The organism is Haloplanus sp. XH21 (genome assembly GCF_023276355.1).
GTDB lineage: Archaea > Halobacteriota > Halobacteria > Halobacteriales > Haloferacaceae > Haloplanus > Haloplanus halobius.
In genome coordinates this window covers 423,337-437,989 of record NZ_JALLPL010000001.1, presented here as the reverse complement: position 1 = coordinate 437,989, position 14,653 = coordinate 423,337, and the positions used below count along the sequence as shown (strand labels likewise).

The 14,653-nt window shown below is 64.8% G+C and carries 17 protein-coding genes; 12 read left to right on the top strand and 5 right to left on the bottom strand.

From position 1 onward, the window contains the following. Nucleotides 1–5: 5 nt before the first annotated feature. From MXB53_RS02280 to rio1, 6 genes are read left to right on the top strand one after another with little or no spacing between them, the layout of a single operon-like run. Nucleotides 6–386, top strand: coding sequence for a hypothetical protein (locus MXB53_RS02280; RefSeq protein WP_248895586.1), 381 nt, complete (start codon nt 6–8; stop codon nt 384–386). A gap of 47 nt (nt 387–433) precedes the next feature. Further along, nucleotides 434–2,401 carry a DUF460 domain-containing protein gene (locus MXB53_RS02275; RefSeq protein WP_248895585.1) on the top strand — a complete coding sequence of 656 codons (1,968 nt, stop codon included), beginning with the start codon at nt 434–436 and terminating at the stop codon, nt 2,399–2,401. 43 nt (nt 2,402–2,444) lie between these two features. Beyond that, nucleotides 2,445–3,041, top strand: coding sequence for a DUF2391 family protein (locus MXB53_RS02270; protein WP_248895584.1), 597 nt, complete (start codon nt 2,445–2,447; stop codon nt 3,039–3,041). Between the two features lie 36 nt (nt 3,042–3,077). Next, nucleotides 3,078–4,076 (top strand): tyrosine--tRNA ligase, encoded by a 999-nt coding sequence (locus MXB53_RS02265; protein WP_248895583.1) that lies wholly within the window; start codon nt 3,078–3,080, stop codon nt 4,074–4,076. Nucleotides 4,077–4,135: 59 nt separating this feature from the next. Continuing rightward, complete coding sequence (gene eif1A, locus MXB53_RS02260) at nt 4,136–4,426, top strand: translation initiation factor eIF-1A (RefSeq protein ID WP_248895582.1); 291 nt, start codon at nt 4,136–4,138, stop codon at nt 4,424–4,426. A 39-nt stretch (nt 4,427–4,465) separates the two neighbouring features. Next, nucleotides 4,466–5,344 carry a serine/threonine-protein kinase Rio1 gene (rio1, locus tag MXB53_RS02255; RefSeq protein ID WP_248895581.1) on the top strand — a complete coding sequence of 293 codons (879 nt, stop codon included), beginning with the start codon at nt 4,466–4,468 and terminating at the stop codon, nt 5,342–5,344. Between the two features lie 11 nt (nt 5,345–5,355). Here the strand turns inward: rio1 and MXB53_RS02250 are convergent, their stop codons facing one another. After that, nucleotides 5,356–6,615 (bottom strand): RNA-guided endonuclease InsQ/TnpB family protein, encoded by a 1,260-nt coding sequence (locus MXB53_RS02250; protein ID WP_248895580.1) that lies wholly within the window; start codon nt 6,613–6,615, stop codon nt 5,356–5,358. A 4-nt stretch (nt 6,616–6,619) separates the two neighbouring features. After that, nucleotides 6,620–6,778 (bottom strand): DUF2080 family transposase-associated protein, encoded by a 159-nt coding sequence (locus MXB53_RS02245; RefSeq protein ID WP_248895579.1) that lies wholly within the window; start codon nt 6,776–6,778, stop codon nt 6,620–6,622. A gap of 171 nt (nt 6,779–6,949) precedes the next feature. Between MXB53_RS02245 and MXB53_RS02240 the strand changes: the two genes are divergently transcribed. Both MXB53_RS02240 and thsA read left to right on the top strand, forming a co-directional pair. Further along, the gene (locus MXB53_RS02240) at nt 6,950–7,492 is read left to right on the top strand and encodes a KH domain-containing protein (RefSeq protein ID WP_248895578.1); all 543 of its coding nucleotides are present in this window, start codon (nt 6,950–6,952) and stop codon (nt 7,490–7,492) included. Between the two features lie 294 nt (nt 7,493–7,786). Beyond that, complete coding sequence (gene thsA, locus MXB53_RS02235; protein ID WP_248898054.1) at nt 7,787–9,445, top strand: thermosome subunit alpha; 1,659 nt, start codon at nt 7,787–7,789, stop codon at nt 9,443–9,445. A 131-nt stretch (nt 9,446–9,576) separates the two neighbouring features. Here the strand turns inward: thsA and MXB53_RS02230 are convergent, their stop codons facing one another. After that, the gene (locus tag MXB53_RS02230; protein WP_248895577.1) at nt 9,577–10,854 is read right to left on the bottom strand and encodes an aminotransferase class V-fold PLP-dependent enzyme; all 1,278 of its coding nucleotides are present in this window, start codon (nt 10,852–10,854) and stop codon (nt 9,577–9,579) included. A gap of 132 nt (nt 10,855–10,986) precedes the next feature. On the opposite strand from MXB53_RS02230, the gene MXB53_RS02225 reads away from it, so the two are divergent. Beyond that, nucleotides 10,987–11,634, top strand: coding sequence for a DUF4352 domain-containing protein (locus MXB53_RS02225; RefSeq protein WP_248895576.1), 648 nt, complete (start codon nt 10,987–10,989; stop codon nt 11,632–11,634). A 78-nt stretch (nt 11,635–11,712) separates the two neighbouring features. On the opposite strand, the gene MXB53_RS02220 is transcribed toward MXB53_RS02225, so the two are convergent. Then, nucleotides 11,713–12,003: a DUF424 domain-containing protein gene (locus MXB53_RS02220; RefSeq protein WP_248895575.1), complete on the bottom strand. Its 291-nt coding sequence runs from the start codon at nt 12,001–12,003 to the stop codon at nt 11,713–11,715. Then, the gene (locus MXB53_RS02215; protein WP_248895574.1) at nt 12,003–12,740 is read right to left on the bottom strand and encodes a tetratricopeptide repeat protein; all 738 of its coding nucleotides are present in this window, start codon (nt 12,738–12,740) and stop codon (nt 12,003–12,005) included. Before MXB53_RS02215 ends, MXB53_RS02220 begins: the two co-directional genes overlap by 1 nt. A 163-nt stretch (nt 12,741–12,903) precedes the next feature. Here MXB53_RS02215 and thpR point away from each other — a divergent pair, with 163 nt between their 5' ends. From thpR to MXB53_RS02200, 3 genes are all read left to right on the top strand, one after another. Beyond that, nucleotides 12,904–13,455, top strand: coding sequence for an RNA 2',3'-cyclic phosphodiesterase (gene thpR / locus MXB53_RS02210; RefSeq protein WP_248895573.1), 552 nt, complete (start codon nt 12,904–12,906; stop codon nt 13,453–13,455). A 765-nt stretch (nt 13,456–14,220) separates the two neighbouring features. After that, complete coding sequence (locus MXB53_RS02205) at nt 14,221–14,373, top strand: 50S ribosomal protein L39e (RefSeq protein WP_248895572.1); 153 nt, start codon at nt 14,221–14,223, stop codon at nt 14,371–14,373. Further along, on the top strand, nt 14,374–14,652 hold the full coding sequence (locus tag MXB53_RS02200) for a 50S ribosomal protein L31e (RefSeq protein WP_248895571.1): 279 nt from the start codon (nt 14,374–14,376) through the stop codon (nt 14,650–14,652). The last annotated feature ends 1 nt before the right edge of the window (nt 14,653 follow it).

Sequence of the window (14,653 nt, the reverse complement as noted above, 5' to 3'; positions counted from 1 at the left end):
CAGGTATGGAATACCAGCCCGGACAGTGCAACATCGGGTCGCGACAGCGCCGGCGTCGGGCCGCCCTCGCCGTCGCCTCGATGCTCGTCGCCCTCGGCATCGTGGGCGGGTATCTCGCCGACGAACTGCCCCGATTCGCACTCGTCGTCCTGTTCGTCCCCCTCGCGATGGCGTTCGAGTGGGGGATTCAGGCCTACGAGTCGTTCTGCGTGCGGTTGGCCGTCTTCGGCCGCTACGATTTCTCGGGGAGCGGGGCCGACGACGCGGTCGGGACGGTGTCCGACCCGGCGGCGCGGCGCGCGGACCGGCGCTCGGCGTTACGGATCAGCGTCGTGAGCGTCGTACTGGCGGCCGTCACGACGGCACTGTGTCTCGCTTTACTGTAACCCCTCCTCGCCGTGGAGTATTTATCTCCTGACCCCCACTTTCCAGTGTGAACACCCGGACGAGTGCGCTCGACGCGCTGGTGTTCGGCGTCGACGTGCAGAGCGGCGACGTCCGCGGGGACGCCCCCTCGTATGCGGTGGTCGCTTACGACGGCGAGAACCTCGACCGAGACGTGGTGTCGTTCCGCAAACTACGGCGCCTCGTCGAACGCGAGGAACCGGCACTGCTCGCCACGGACAACGTCTACGAACTCGCCACTGACCGCGACGACCTCGTGCGATTCCTTCGGTGGCTCCCCGGCGCGACGCGCCTCGTACAGGTGACCGGTGCGGAGCGACCGGAACCCCTCTCGCGGGTCGCCTCGCGACACGGCGTCCCCTACGGCAAGGACCCGATGCAGGAGGCGGAGGCCGCCGCCCGTCTCGCCGCCGCGAACGTCGGCCACGAGGTGACGGCCTTCACGGATACGACGACGGTGAAGGTGTCCCGCGGCCGGTCGACGGGCAGTGGCGGGTGGAGCCAGGACCGCTACACCCGGCGCATCCACGGCAACGTGAAAGCCCGCGCCCGCGAAGTCGAGGATCTGCTCGACGAGGAGAATCTGGAGTACGAGCGCGACGTGACGGAGAAATACGGCGGGTTTTCGAACGCCGTCTTCACCGTCGAGGCCGCGCCCGACGACCTGCCGGTGTCGCAGTCGCGGTCCGGCGACACCCGCATCGAAATCGAGCGGGAGCGCCGGGACGGTATCGAGTTCGAGCCGCTGGTGAAGCGCCGCGACCGCGTGCTCGTCGGCATCGACCCCGGCACCACCACCGCCGTCGCCGTCGTCTCGCTCGACGGCGAGGTGCTCGACGTGTATTCGACGCGGACGGATGATACGGCGGCCGTCATCGAGTGGCTGGTCGAACGCGGGCGTCCCATCGTCGTCGCCGCCGACGTGGAACCGATGCCCGAGACGGTCGAGAAGTTCCGGCGGAGTTTCGACGCCGACGGCTGGCACCCCGATTCGGACCTGCCCGTCGACGAGAAACTCCACCGCGCCCGCGACTGCACCTACGACAACGACCACGAACGCGACGCGCTGGCGGCCGCCCTCTTCGCGTTCGACGACTACGCGGATCAGTTCGAGCGCATCACCCGGAAAGCGCCCCCGCAGTTCGACCGCGGCGAGATCATCGACCGCGTCGTCACGGGCGAGGCGTCCGTCGAGGCCGTGGTGCGCGACCTCTCGGGCGACGAGGAGAGCGACGACGAGGAGACGAGCCACGAACCCCGCGAGCTCACGCCCGAGGAGCGCCGCATCAAGCGCCTCGAACGCCGGGCGGATCGCCTCGACGAGAAGGTCGACGAACTCACGGATCGGCTGTCGGAGAAGGACAAACGCATCGCGGAGTACGAGGAGGAGTTGTCGGAGGCCCGCCGCGAGGAGCGCCGCGAGGCACGCGAGCGTCGCGAGATCAATCGCCTGGAGCGGGAGACGGATCGGCTGGAGCGCGAACGCGACGAGGAGCGCGAGCGCGCCGACCGCCTCGAAGCCAAACTCGAGCGGTTGAAGACGCTGTGGAAACTCGACCACTCGGACTTCGCCGACGTGTCCGAGGGTCGCGACCTCGTGCCGGTGAAAGTGATCGAGCAGTTCACCCGCGACGCCATCGATGCCGCCGACGAGGCCTACGGTCTCGCCGCCGGCGACGTGGTGTACCTCCGCGACGCGAGCGGGGCCGGGCGCTCGACCGCGGAGCGGCTCGCGTCGACCGGGCCACGGGTCGTCCTCCGCGACGGCAACCTCTCCGACGCCGCCGATCAGGTGCTCTTCGATCACGACATCCCCGTCGCACCCGCCGACAGCGTGACGATTCAGGAGGTGGACGAACTCGCCGTCGCCCGCGAGAGCGAGGTCGAGGCCGCCATCGCGGACTGGGCACAGCGCGCCGACGAGCGCGAACAGGAACAGAAATCGGCGATGGTCGATCAGATCATCAGCGAGCACCGCGCCGAGAGCGGCGACTAGTCGGCCACACCTCTTTATCCGAATGGGTGTCGTGTCCCAACGCATGAGCGACGCCGAGGGGCAGTCCGACATCGGCGCCGACGATGACACCGCCGCGGACGCCGACATGGGCGATCTCTTCGACGAACTCGAAGAACTGGAGGACATCGTCGACACGCCAGCCGAACGGGAGCAGGTGCGCGAGACGATGCGAGCCGCGATGGTGGCCTCGAAGGCGACGAGCCCGTTCGGGCGGGTCATCAGAGGGTACGACCGGGGCGACCTCGCGGAGGCACTTCTCGGGGCACTCCTCTTTGGCATCCCGATGGCCGTCGAGGGCGGCACCCAGGAGGTGGCCGTGTTTCTCGCCGCCCATACCGGCGCGCTCGCGGGAACGTTCCTGTTCTCCGTGGGTCTCGTCGTCGGCATCATCTACGTCGCCGACATCCAGGACGTGCGCGTTCACCAGCCGCTGTTCGGCCTGATACCGCGGCGCCTCGTCGGCGTGGTCGGCGTCTCCCTGCTCACCGCCACCCTCCTGTTGACGGGATGGGGGCGAGTCGACTGGAGCGCGCCGTATCTCGCCGTCGCAAACGTCGTCGTTGCCTTCGTCCCCATGAGCATCGGCGCGGCACTCGGCGACCTCCTGCCAGGGTCGTAACAGAAGTCATATTTCCGCGGTCCCGTTCTACAGGATATGGACGTCTACGAGCGGATCACCCGGAACGCTCCCGAGGTGGTCACCGAGGCGGAGGGACGGGCGCTGGCCGAGGACCCCGAGGGTAAGCGGGCGTACGTCGGCTACGAACCGTCCGGTGTGCTCCACATCGGTCACATGCTCACCGCGACGAAACTCATGGACCTCCAGGACGCCGGCTTCGAGGTGACGGTCCTGCTCGCGGACGTTCACGCCTATCTCAACGACAAGGGGACCTTCGAGGAGATCCGAGAGACCGCCGAGCGGATGAAAGCGCAGTTCCTCGCGTACGGTCTCGACGAAGCACAGACGGAGTTCGTCTACGGCTCCGCGTTCCAGTTCGACCGCGAGTACGTCCTCGACCTGCACGCGCTGGAACTGGAGACGACGCTCTCGCGGGCCGAGCGGGCGATGTCCGAGATCAAGAGCGGCGATTCGGTGACGGTTTCGCAGGCGGTCTACCCCCTGATGCAGGCGCTCGACATCGTCTATCTCGATGTCGACCTCGCGGTCGGCGGGATGGAACAGCGGAAGGTCCACATGCTCGCCCGAGACACCCTGCCGAAGATCGGTGAGGACGCGCCCACCTGTCTGCACACGCCGCTGATCGCCGACCTCGACACCGGCGTCGGAAAGATGTCGTCGAGTTCTGGCACCTCCATCTCGATGGAGGATTCGACGGCCGACATCGAGCGCAAGGTCAACGACGCCTTCTGCCCGCCGACGCGGGACCCCGCCCCCGACGACGACGGGAACGAGCGCGAGAATCCGGTGCTCCAGATCTTCGAATATCACGTCTTCCCGCGCTACGAGACGGTGGTCGTCGAGCGCCCCGAGCAGTACGGCGGCAATCTCGAGTACGGCGACTACGAGTCGCTGGCGGCGGATCTGGAGTCGGGCGAACTCCATCCCGCGGACGCCAAGGGCGCGCTCGCGTCGTATCTGGACGACCTCATCGCGCCGGGCCGCGAAAAGCTCCGCGAGAGCGCGGACGCGTAGACCGCCGGTGCTCGGCGCGACGCGTCGGTTTTAAACATCACGCCCCCGAATCGGCGTCCATGAGCGACGACGAGAACGGCGGGCGACAGGACCTTCGAATGCCCGACGACGACGAGGTGTTCGCCGTCGTCTTGGACATGCTCGGGGCGAACCGGGTGAAGGTGCGTTGTGCCGACGGCAAGGAGCGGACCGCCCGTATTCCGGGGCGGATGCAGAAACGCATCTGGATCCGCGAGGACGACGTGGTCCTCGTCGAACCCTGGGACTGGCAGGACGAGAAGGCGGACATCACGTGGCGCTACGAGAAATCGGAGGCAGACCAGTTGCGCCGCGAAGGCCACATCGAGTAGCGAGGGGTCTTTTACGGCCTGACGACGTAGCGTCGGTGAATGAGTGATCGCGAGGAGTTTGGCCTGCTCGCCCCCGAGGAGGGGGCGGGCGAGGACTTCGGCGACGAGTGGGAGGAGATCGATGTCTCCGATACGGAAGCCGACCGTATCGCCCGCCGTCGCGACCGGGAGTTTGCGGAGTTTCGCAAACGCCTGAAAGACGCCGACCAGTTCAAAGTCGAGCAGTCGGTGTTCGACGACGCCACCTTCGCCGCCATCTACAAACTCGTCCAGGACGGCTACATCGAGGCGTTCGGCGGCCCCATCTCGACGGGGAAGGAGGCGAACGTCTACGAGGCGCTCGGCGCCGACGATCGGGACGTGGCGGTGAAGATCTACCGCATCAACGCCTCGAACTTCCAGCACATGCGGGAGTATCTCGAGGGCGACCCGCGGTTCGAGGGCATCGGCTCGGACAAGAAGAAGGTGGTCCTGGCGTGGACGAAAAAGGAGTTCGCCAACCTGCGGCGGGCGCAGGCCGCGGGCGTCAGAGTTCCCGAACCCATCGCCGTCCAGCGGAACACGCTCGTGATGGAACTCGTGGGACTGGTGGAGGACCGCGCCCGCCGATTGGCGGAGGTCGATGTCGAGAACCCGGAGACGGCCTTCGAGGTGGTCCGTGAGTACATGCGCCGCCTCTACCGGGCCGGTCTCGTCCACGGCGACCTCTCGGAGTACAACTGCATCATCCACGACGGGGAACTGGTCATCATCGACCTCGGCCAAGCGGTGACGGTCCATCACCCCAACGCCGACGACTTTCTGGATCGGGACTGTCGAAACGTGGCCGCCTTCTTCACCCGGCAAGGTACCGACGTCGACCCCGATGATCTGCGGGCGTTCGTGACGGCCGACGAGTCCCAAAGCGAGAACGCGTGAACTACCCCACCCTACTCGCTCACGGCTAACGCCGTTCGCTCCTTGAGGGTGGGGCTTCCTGTTTCAACGACGCACTTTGCATCCACGACGGTGGACGACCCACCAGTCGCGGACGTAGGGAGTGCAGTCTCCGCAGGCGTCACTTCGGCGTATCCCACGCCTAACTCTGAAAGACCGCGTTGTAGCACGTTGTAGGCGGCGTTCTCGTCGCGGTCGGTCTCGAACCCACAGGTCGGGCAGGAATGCTCGCGCACCCACAGTTCTTTCTTAACCACAACCCCGCACTCGGCACACTCTTGTGTCGTGCCCTCAGGTTCGACTTTCACAAAGTGCGTGCCCTCGCGCTCGCATTTGTATTCGAGGAAGTCGATGAATGTCCGCCACGACGCCGACGCTCGGTTGCGACTGTTCGACGGCAGTTGCATCATCCCGTGAACGTCGAGGTCTTCGACTGCCACGAGATCGTACTCCCGAGCGTAGTAGTTTGAGAGTTTGTGCAGGAAGTCGCGGCGTTTCCGTACAATACGAGCGTGGTTACAGGCCACGCGGCGGCGTTGCTCGTGCCAGTTCTGCGAGCCTTCCTGTTTGCGACTCAACGCTCGTTGCTCGCGTTCGAGCCGCTTGTACTCGGATTCGAGGTCAAGACTGCCGACCATCGTGCTGTCGGTGTCGTGAGCGTACTTGATGATACCCACGTCGATGCCGACCATGTCGTCGCAGTCAACCTCATCCAGAACGGGTTTTTCGGGCGCGTCGTCTTCGGTTTCGATGCCGAAGATGACGTACCACTCGCCCGTTTTCTCTTGTTTGACTGTGACTTGTTTCACGCGGGCGTTATCGGGGACGTCGTGGTGGAGGTGTATCGGTATCTCACCAATCTTGGAAAGAGAAAGGATGGTCTGGTCACTCGTGTTCTTGAGTTCGAAACCAGACTGGTTGTAGGTGAGGCTCCGATACTCTCGCGGTGATTTCCACTTGAGCATCCCGACTTTGCACCCGTTGTCTTTCTTTTCTTTGAGGCGGTCGAGGTTGTCGCTGACACGGCGGGCAACCATCTGTAACACTTTCGAGTACACGTCGTTGAGATCGTCCCACCAATCTTTCAGGTCGGGAAGCATATTCTGCATCGCGGTATACGACAGGTACTCGCCCGTGTTGCGGAGTTCGTACAAGTAGTGGTTGTAGAGTTGCCTACAGGCATCTATGTGCCGTTCTAGTTCAGATTGAACGGCTTCGTCGGGGTCGATACGATACCTGTAGTTGTAGTTCATCGTGTTACTCGTCTTGGTCGTCGGTTTCGTCGGGGTCGCTGACGCGGATGACTTTCACGTCTGCGCCGCGCCAGTCTTTGGGAACGGTAACGTGGGCACTCCCGCCGAACTCCTTCGCTTCACGGTCAATGATTTCTTCGCCTTCCAGTTCGAACGTGCCCATACGTGAATATATATCTAATATATATATTATGTGTTTCGGTGGAGAGTGACGATAGCTCACGGCTGTATCCCCGTCCTACTGCGCTACTCACTCACTTCGCTCGTTGCGTTGCTCCTTGAGGACGGGGACTTAGCCTGTAAGAGTTAAACCGCTACACCCGGTACATCGGGTATGCAACACGTGAAGGTTCCGCAGGACCGACTCGGCGTTCTCATCGGTGAGGGCGGCGAGACCATGCGCGAGATCGAGCGACGCGCCGAGGTCCGTCTCGACATCGACTCCGAGAGCGGCAGCGTCGCCATCGACACCTCGGGCGACCCCGTCACCGCGATGGTCGCTCCGGACATCGTTCGGGCGATCGGCCGCGGGTTCCCGCCGGACGCCGCGCTCTCCCTCCTCGACGACGAGATGCGGATGTTCGACCTGATCGACATCGACGAGGCCACCCGAAACAAGAACGACCTCCAGCGGAAGAAGGGGCGACTCATCGGCGAGAACGGTCGCACCCGCGAACTCATGGAGGAGCTCTCGGGCGCCGAAGTCGTCATCTACGGCACGACCCTCGGCGTCATCGGCCAGCCGGAAGAGGTCCAGGCCGTCCGCCGGGCCGCCGAGATGCTGCTCGACGGCGCGCCCCACGGCGCAGTGTACGGCTACCTCGAACGCAAACACAACGAGCTCACGCGGAACGCGGGCCTCCAGCCGTCGAACTGACGGCGTATCGATCCCGTCGATAGCGTTTCGTTGGCCGACGAGAATCACCCCTGACTGCCGATCACTCTCCGAGCGCACCGTCCTTTCGCGACGCTAACGGCTGCTCGCCGTGGCGACTTTCACCGTCGAGCCACGCGACCGGACAACGGTATTCCCCCGTGCCAACAACCCTCATTCGAACCGCTAATCACCCGACTGCAGCGCGGTGGGGAACACGAAGAAACGAAACATTTTTATAGAATCACAATCAATCACTGAGTGATTATGTCTCAGCGAATGCAGCAGGGACAGCCGATGATCATTCTCGGCGAGGATTCCCAGCGGACACAGGGGAAAGACGCCCAGACGATGAACATCACGGCTGGCAAGGCCGTCGCAGAATCCGTACGGACCACGCTCGGTCCGAAGGGAATGGACAAGATGCTGGTCGACTCCGGCGGGAGCGTCGTCGTCACGAACGACGGCGTCACGATCCTGAAGGAGATGGACATCGACCACCCCGCGGCGAACATGATCGTCGAAGTCTCCGAGACGCAGGAAGAGGAAGTCGGAGACGGCACGACGTCGGCCGTCGTCATTGCGGGCGAACTCCTCGACGAGGCCGAGGAGCTCATCGACCAGGACATTCACCCGACGACGCTCGCTCAGGGCTACCGTCAGGCCGCGGAGAAGGCCGAGGAGATCCTGGAAGAGAACGCCATCGACGTCTCGCCCGACGACCGCGAGACGCTCATCAAGATCGCCGCGACGGCGATGACGGGCAAGGGCGCCGAGAGCGCCAAAGACCAGCTCGCCGACCTGCTCGTCGACGCCGTGCTCGCCGTGCGCGACGACGACGGCAACGTCGACACCGACAACATCTCCGTCGAGAAGGTCGTCGGTGGCGCCATCGGTAACTCCGAACTCATCGAGGGCGTCATCGTCGACAAGGAACGCGTCAGCGACAGCATGCCCTACGCGGTCGAGGACGCCGACATCGCGCTGATCGACGGCGCAATCGAAGTCAAGGAGACCGAAATCGACGCCGAGGTCAACGTCACCGACCCCGACCAGCTTCAGCAGTTCCTCGACCAGGAGGAGAAGCAGCTCCGAGAGATGGTCGATCAGCTGAAGTCGGTCGGCGCCGATGTCGTCTTCGTCGGTAGCGGCATCGACGACATGGCTCAGCATTACCTCGCACAGGAGGGCATCCTCGCCGTCCGCCGTGCGAAGGACAGCGACCTCTCGCGACTCGCCCGCTCCACCGGCGGCACGGTCGTCGGCTCCGTCGACGACATCACCGAGGACGACCTCGGCTTCGCCGGCTCCGTCGGTCAGAAGGACATCGGCGGCGACGAGCGCATCTTCGTCGAGGACGTGGCCGAAGCCAAGTCCGTCACGCTCGTCCTCCGCGGTGGGACCGAGCACGTGGTCGACGAGGTCGAGCGCGCCGTCGAGGACTCCCTTGGCGTCGTGCGCACGACCCTCGAAGACGGCAAGGTGCTGCCGGGCGGCGGCGCACCCGAAGCCGAACTCGCGCTCGGTCTGCGCGACTACGCCGACTCCGTTGGGGGACGCGAGCAGCTCGCCGTCGAAGCCTTCGCTGAGGCACTCGACGTCATCCCGCGCACGCTCGCCGAGAACGCGGGTCTCGACCCCATCGACTCGCTGGTCGACCTCCGCGCCCAGCACGACGCTGGCGACCTCACGGCCGGCCTGGACGCCTACACGGGCGACATCATCGACATGGAGGAAGAGGGCGTTGTCGAACCCCTCCGCGTCAAGACCCAGGCGATCGAGTCCGCCACCGAGGCGGCCGTCATGATCCTCCGCATCGACGACGTCATCGCTGCCGGCGACCTCAAGGGCGGCGGCACCGACGACGGCGGCGACGAAGGTGGCGCCCCCGGCGGCGGTATGGGCGGCGGCATGGGCGGCATGGGCGGTATGGGTGGCATGGGCGGCGCGATGTAGGATAGGCGCGCACCCCATCTCTCTCCCGTCTCCAGCATCGTCCGGTCGACCGAGTTCCGTATTTTTTCGAGACGCTGCGCTCGTAGCGCCGTCGCTGTCGGTATCGAGTCAGCACGAAAAACAGCGCCAGCCTACGCGAACAGGTCGCGAGCGTCGGCGACGGCGTCGACGAGGGCGTCGATCTCCTCCCGCGTGTTGTAGATGTAGAACGAGCCGCGGGCGGAGGCGGGGACGCCGAGTTTGTCGTGCAGCGGCTGCGTACAGTGGTCGCCGGCGCGGATGGCCACGCCGTGATCGTTGCAGATGCTGGAGAGGTCGTGGGCGTGGACGCCGTCGACGTTGAACGCGACGAGACCGCCCCGGTCGTCGCCCGGCGGGCCGTAGATGGTGACGTCGTCGAACTCGCTGAGGCGGTCGTAGGCGTACTCCGCGAGCAGTTCCTCGTGGTCACGGATCGACGCCATGCCGATATCCTCCAGGTATTCGATGGCGGCCGCGAGCGCGATGCCCTGGGAGATGGAGGGCGTGCCGGCCTCGAACTTCCAGGGGAGGTCCTCCCACGTCGCGTCCTCGTAGGTGACGCTGCGGATCATCTCCCCGCCGTAGAGATACGGCTGCATCGATTCGAGGAGATGCTCCTTGCCGTAGAGGACGCCGATGCCGGTCGGCCCACACATCTTGTGGCCGGAGAAGGCGAAGAAGTCGGCGTCGATGTCTTGGACGTCGACGGGGTGAGTCGGCGCCGACTGCGCGCCGTCGACGAACATCAGCGCGTCGTGGTCGTGGGCCATGTCGGCCAGGTCGGACACGGGGTTGACCGCACCCATCGTGTTCGAGATGTGGACGACCGACACCATCTTCGTGGAGTCGTCGATGAGTTCGGCGGCGTGGTCCATGTCGAGATAGCCGTCGTCGGTGATGCGGATGTACCGCACCTCGGCACCAGTCCGCTTGGCTATCTGCTGCCACGTCACGAGCGAGGCGTGGTGTTCCATCTCGGAGAGGACGACGGAGTCGCCGGGGCCGAGCTCGGCCAACCCCCAGGCGTAGGCCACGAGGTTCTCGCTTTCGGTCGTGTTCTTGGTGAAGACGATCTCCTCACGTCCGTCGGCGCCGATGAAGTCGGCGACGGTGTCGTGGGCCTCCTCGTAGGCCACCGAGGCCTCCTGACTCAACTGGTGAATACCGCGGTGGACGTTGGCGTTGTAGTTGCGGTAGTAGTCGCTGATCGTCTCGATGACGGGTTCGGGCGTCTGACTCGTCGCGGCGTTGTCCAGATAGTAGAGCGGCTGGTCGTCGTCGTCGCTCTCACCGGGCGACTCCACGTTCCCGCCGACCTGTCGGTCGAGGATCGGGAAATCGGCCCGGATGGCCTCTACGTCGATCGGATACGATTCCTGGACTCCCATTGGAGCGGCGTAGGTTCCGGAGGGATAACACCCCTTCGGTGTCTTACCTTTCGCTGAACCGGATTCGGTTACTCTGGCAGAATCGGTCGCCGCCTCGACACTTTCTTTAGGTAGACTCACGGGAGTTGATCTATGCAACGACGACAGATTCTGGCGACGTGTGGCGCCCTCGCGACCGGTCTTCTCGCCGGCTGTGGTGGCGGCGGTACCGATGCAACAGCCACGGCGACGGCAACAGAGACGGCGACCGCAACGCCGACGGCGACGGCAACAGAGACGGCGACCGCAACGCCGACGGCGACGCCCGGTCCCGACGGGCCGACCCACGACCTCGACGAGTCGTTCGTCGTCGGCACCGAACCGGACCACATCGGCTACCGCATCATCGACTTCTATCGCGCCGACCGGATCGGCAGTAGCGCGAACAACGCAACCGCCGACGGCACCTATCTGATCATCCTGCTGGAACTCAGTAACCCACAGGAGGAGGCCATCTCGTTCCCGCAGAACGCGTTCATCGTCGGCAACGAGGACCAACTTCGGTACGTCGACACCGGGGCGACGCCGAAAATCGCCGACGACGAGCGTCTCGACGTGGCGCCGCTCGCCACCGCGACGGTGCTCAGCGGGTCGTCAAAGGCGGGCGCCCTGGTGTTCGACCTCGACCCCGACCGGTCCTATCGGATCCGGATTCATCCCACGGGTGATTCGGGCGAGACGCATTACGTGCCTATCGGGGCTATTTCGGACGTTGAGGAACTGCAGAGTTCGAGATTCTGATAGCGATTCTTCTCGGGGCGATGCCCCCGATGATTACGGAAGTGCGAGGAGAAAGCCGCCCTTCAGGGCGGGAGGATGTCAAAGCCAGAGCAACTGCGCGTGGCGCGCGCCGCCCAGGTCGAGAACGCGCTCTTCGTCGACGAGGCCGGCCTCGATGGCGACGGTCACACACCGGTCGCCGACGAGGTTCGCGACCGTCGCACGGGTGAGCGAGTCGACCACGTCGTCGGCGTCGGCCTCGCTCCCGCCGTAGAACTCCTCGGTCACGGTCAGCGACACCTCGCCGTCTTCGTAGGTCTCGCCGAGACACTCCTCGTCGCAGACGGCGACAAGCAGTCCCTCGGGTGTGTCACGCTCCTGAACCCGCATCACGGCTGCTGATCCTCGACCAGTTCCTGCTCCGCCTCCTCGCGAAGTTCGTCCGCCTGCTTCTGGACGCGTTCGGCTTCCTCTTGTTCGCCCATCTCCTCCAGCGCCCGCGCTTTCTCTTCGAGCACCGCGGTCGTGCGCATCCCGAGGCGGATGGCGTTGTCGAAGCAGTCGACGGCGCTCTCGTGGAGGCCGCGTTCGGTGAGGAAGAAGCCGCGGTTGTACCAGGCCTGGCCGAATCGCGGGTCGACCTCGACGGCGCGTTCGGCGTGTTCCAGTGCCTGTTCGGTTCGGCCCCACTCCCAGAGCGCGTACGCAAGGTTGGTGTGCGCGGTGGCGGCGTGTTCGGACTCCTCGTCGATGGAGAGCGCTTCCTTGTAAGCGCCGACGGCCTCGTCGAACTCGTCGAGTTCGGCGTGGGCCGCGCCCTTGTTCACCCAGGCTTCCTGTTCGATCTGGTCGTCATCGGCGAAACTCGCCGCCCGCTCTAAGGTTTCGGTGGCCTCCTCGAAGCGGTTGATGCCCATGTACGATAGCCCGACATCGACGAGCTGCTCGGCGTCGACCTGGTCGCTGGCGACGTTGCGTCGGTCGAGCAGGTCGGTCAGGACCCGTGAGTCGACGGGGTCGACTTCGGCCGGGTCGACCGAGAGTTCGGGCGGGTCGAGCGAGAACTCCTCGTAGTCCTCGTCGAACCCCTGCCCTTCGGAGAACTGGTGAGGACGGTCGTCTTCCATGCGTCGTGATTGGGTGTCGGACGGGTTAAGGCCTGCGTCACCCGGCCAAGCACTCATACTGTCGGCTGTGACTGTATGGAACGATTCGTACCCCGAGGTACCGAATCGTTCCACGGACTTACAGACGTTAGTATTACCTCGCCGGCTTCCGACACCCGTTCGTATGCGTCTGTTCGTCAGCGTCGCCGTCGACGCGCTGGCCGACACCCTCGCCGCCGCGCAGTCACGCCTGCCCGACGCCGGCGGTATTCGCCCAGTCGATCCGGAGAACGCCCACATCACGATCAAGTTCCTGGGCGAGGTCGATCCCGACCGCCTCGACGCCGTGGAGGGCGGAATCGCGTCCGCCGTCGACGACGCCGGCGTCGATCCGTTCGCGATGACCGTCGCCGGATTCGGCGTCTTCCCCTCCCTCGAATACATCAGCGTCGTCTGGGCCGGCGTCCGCGAGGGGCGCGCGGAACTCACGCGCCTCCACGAGGCCGTCGAACGCGAGATGACGGCGCTGGGGTTCGATCCCGAAGACCACGACTTCACGCCGCACGTCACCCTGGCCCGCATGGACGACGCGCGGGGGAAAGAAGCCGTCCAGCGCGTGGTTCGGGACGATGATCCCACCCTGGGCCGTCTCGAAGTGAGCGCACTCCGGCTCACGGAGAGCACGCTCACGGCGGAGGGCCCGGAGTACCGCACTGTGGCGCGATACCCGCTGTAATCGGCGATTTCTTTCGGTGCGATGCGACGATGAGTCTCCGGCTGACGGGACAATTCTCTATAGCGATATATGATTTATTCAGGGGATCGAGGCGGTGTCAACACGCTTCGGGTGCATTCCGTACCGGGCGGCACTGTCGCCGTGCCTGGCCTGCTCTGCGGGCGAATCCTCGGCGTGCTGTGGGGAGCGCGGTGATGTCTGGCTGTAGTTCGGCCGATCTCCCGCGGGGTGCAGTCACGATCGTCGGATCGTCCTCGCTCCGATGAGTTCGAGGGGGAGTGACTACTGTACCACCCTGATGGTCCCAATCCTTCCGCGACTCGCCGAGAATCGTTCGCGGTGTGCCGGGAACTCAGAGCTCCCCCCAAGCACTGTCGTCTCGGTGGGGGTTCGCACGCGACAGAGATGTCCGCGAGGCGCCCTGCATTTGAGCTTGATCGGGCTTCCGGCGCTTCCTTACCGTCGATGACGTATGGCCCCGTAGCACGGGCGATCTCCTCGGGTCATCTACACCGAGGGGGCCTCCGACTATGCCACCGACGAGATAAATTCTATATCGCTATATCGAATCGGTGGGGCTGTGGCACCCCTCCCGATCGTGCCGTCGACGAGTCCAGCCGCTTCGGGGCGGACGACCGGTGTGAGACCGAATCGTCCGATGCTCTCGACTTCGCGGATCCGTGGCGAGTCGGAAGCGCCGACGACGGCGGCGCGTGACGGCCGAAAGAACAAGATTTTATGCGGCGCCGGGGTAGATGGCCCACTATGGGTAAGAAATCGAAGGCGAAGAAAAAGCGGCTCGCCAAACTGGAGAACCAGAACAGCCGCGTTCCCGCGTGGGTCATGCTCAAGACGGACCGACAGGTAACGCGAAATCCGAAGCGGCGCCACTGGCGCCGAAACGACACGGACGAATAAATGAGCGCCAACGACTTCGAGGAGCGCGTCGTCACCGTCCCGCTCCGCGAAATGAAGGCCGCGCCGTCGAACAAGCAAGCGGACCGGGCGATGACGCTCGTTCGCGAGCACCTCGCACAGCATTTCAAGGTCGACGAGAGCGACGTTCGTCTGGACCCCGACATCAACGAGGCCGTCTGGAAGCAGGGTCGGAACAACCCGCCGAGCAAGCTTCGGGTTCGGGCCGCACGCTTCGTCGAGGACGGGGAACCGATCGTCGAAGCAGAGACCGCCGAGTAAC

What these genes read in the sequence shown, in the direction of transcription:
- rio1 (WP_248895581.1), top strand. Translation starts at nt 4,466, where the DNA reads ATGAGTGATCGCGAGGAGTTTGGCCTGCTCGCCCCCGAGGAGGGGGCG.
- MXB53_RS02240 (WP_248895578.1), top strand. Translation starts at nt 6,950, where the DNA reads ATGCAACACGTGAAGGTTCCGCAGGACCGACTCGGCGTTCTCATCGGT.
- MXB53_RS02280 (WP_248895586.1), top strand. Translation starts at nt 6, where the DNA reads ATGGAATACCAGCCCGGACAGTGCAACATCGGGTCGCGACAGCGCCGG.
- MXB53_RS02220 (WP_248895575.1), bottom strand. Translation starts at nt 12,003, where the DNA reads ATGCGGGTTCAGGAGCGTGACACACCCGAGGGACTGCTTGTCGCCGTC.
- thsA (WP_248898054.1), top strand. Translation starts at nt 7,787, where the DNA reads ATGATCATTCTCGGCGAGGATTCCCAGCGGACACAGGGGAAAGACGCC.
- MXB53_RS02250 (WP_248895580.1), bottom strand. Translation starts at nt 6,615, where the DNA reads ATGAACTACAACTACAGGTATCGTATCGACCCCGACGAAGCCGTTCAA.
- MXB53_RS02265 (WP_248895583.1), top strand. Translation starts at nt 3,078, where the DNA reads ATGGACGTCTACGAGCGGATCACCCGGAACGCTCCCGAGGTGGTCACC.
- MXB53_RS02225 (WP_248895576.1), top strand. Translation starts at nt 10,987, where the DNA reads ATGCAACGACGACAGATTCTGGCGACGTGTGGCGCCCTCGCGACCGGT.
- MXB53_RS02230 (WP_248895577.1), bottom strand. Translation starts at nt 10,854, where the DNA reads ATGGGAGTCCAGGAATCGTATCCGATCGACGTAGAGGCCATCCGGGCC.
- thpR (WP_248895573.1), top strand. Translation starts at nt 12,904, where the DNA reads ATGCGTCTGTTCGTCAGCGTCGCCGTCGACGCGCTGGCCGACACCCTC.
- MXB53_RS02245 (WP_248895579.1), bottom strand. Translation starts at nt 6,778, where the DNA reads ATGGGCACGTTCGAACTGGAAGGCGAAGAAATCATTGACCGTGAAGCG.
- eif1A (WP_248895582.1), top strand. Translation starts at nt 4,136, where the DNA reads ATGAGCGACGACGAGAACGGCGGGCGACAGGACCTTCGAATGCCCGAC.
- MXB53_RS02200 (WP_248895571.1), top strand. Translation starts at nt 14,374, where the DNA reads ATGAGCGCCAACGACTTCGAGGAGCGCGTCGTCACCGTCCCGCTCCGC.
- MXB53_RS02270 (WP_248895584.1), top strand. Translation starts at nt 2,445, where the DNA reads ATGAGCGACGCCGAGGGGCAGTCCGACATCGGCGCCGACGATGACACC.
- MXB53_RS02205 (WP_248895572.1), top strand. Translation starts at nt 14,221, where the DNA reads ATGGGTAAGAAATCGAAGGCGAAGAAAAAGCGGCTCGCCAAACTGGAG.
- MXB53_RS02215 (WP_248895574.1), bottom strand. Translation starts at nt 12,740, where the DNA reads ATGGAAGACGACCGTCCTCACCAGTTCTCCGAAGGGCAGGGGTTCGAC.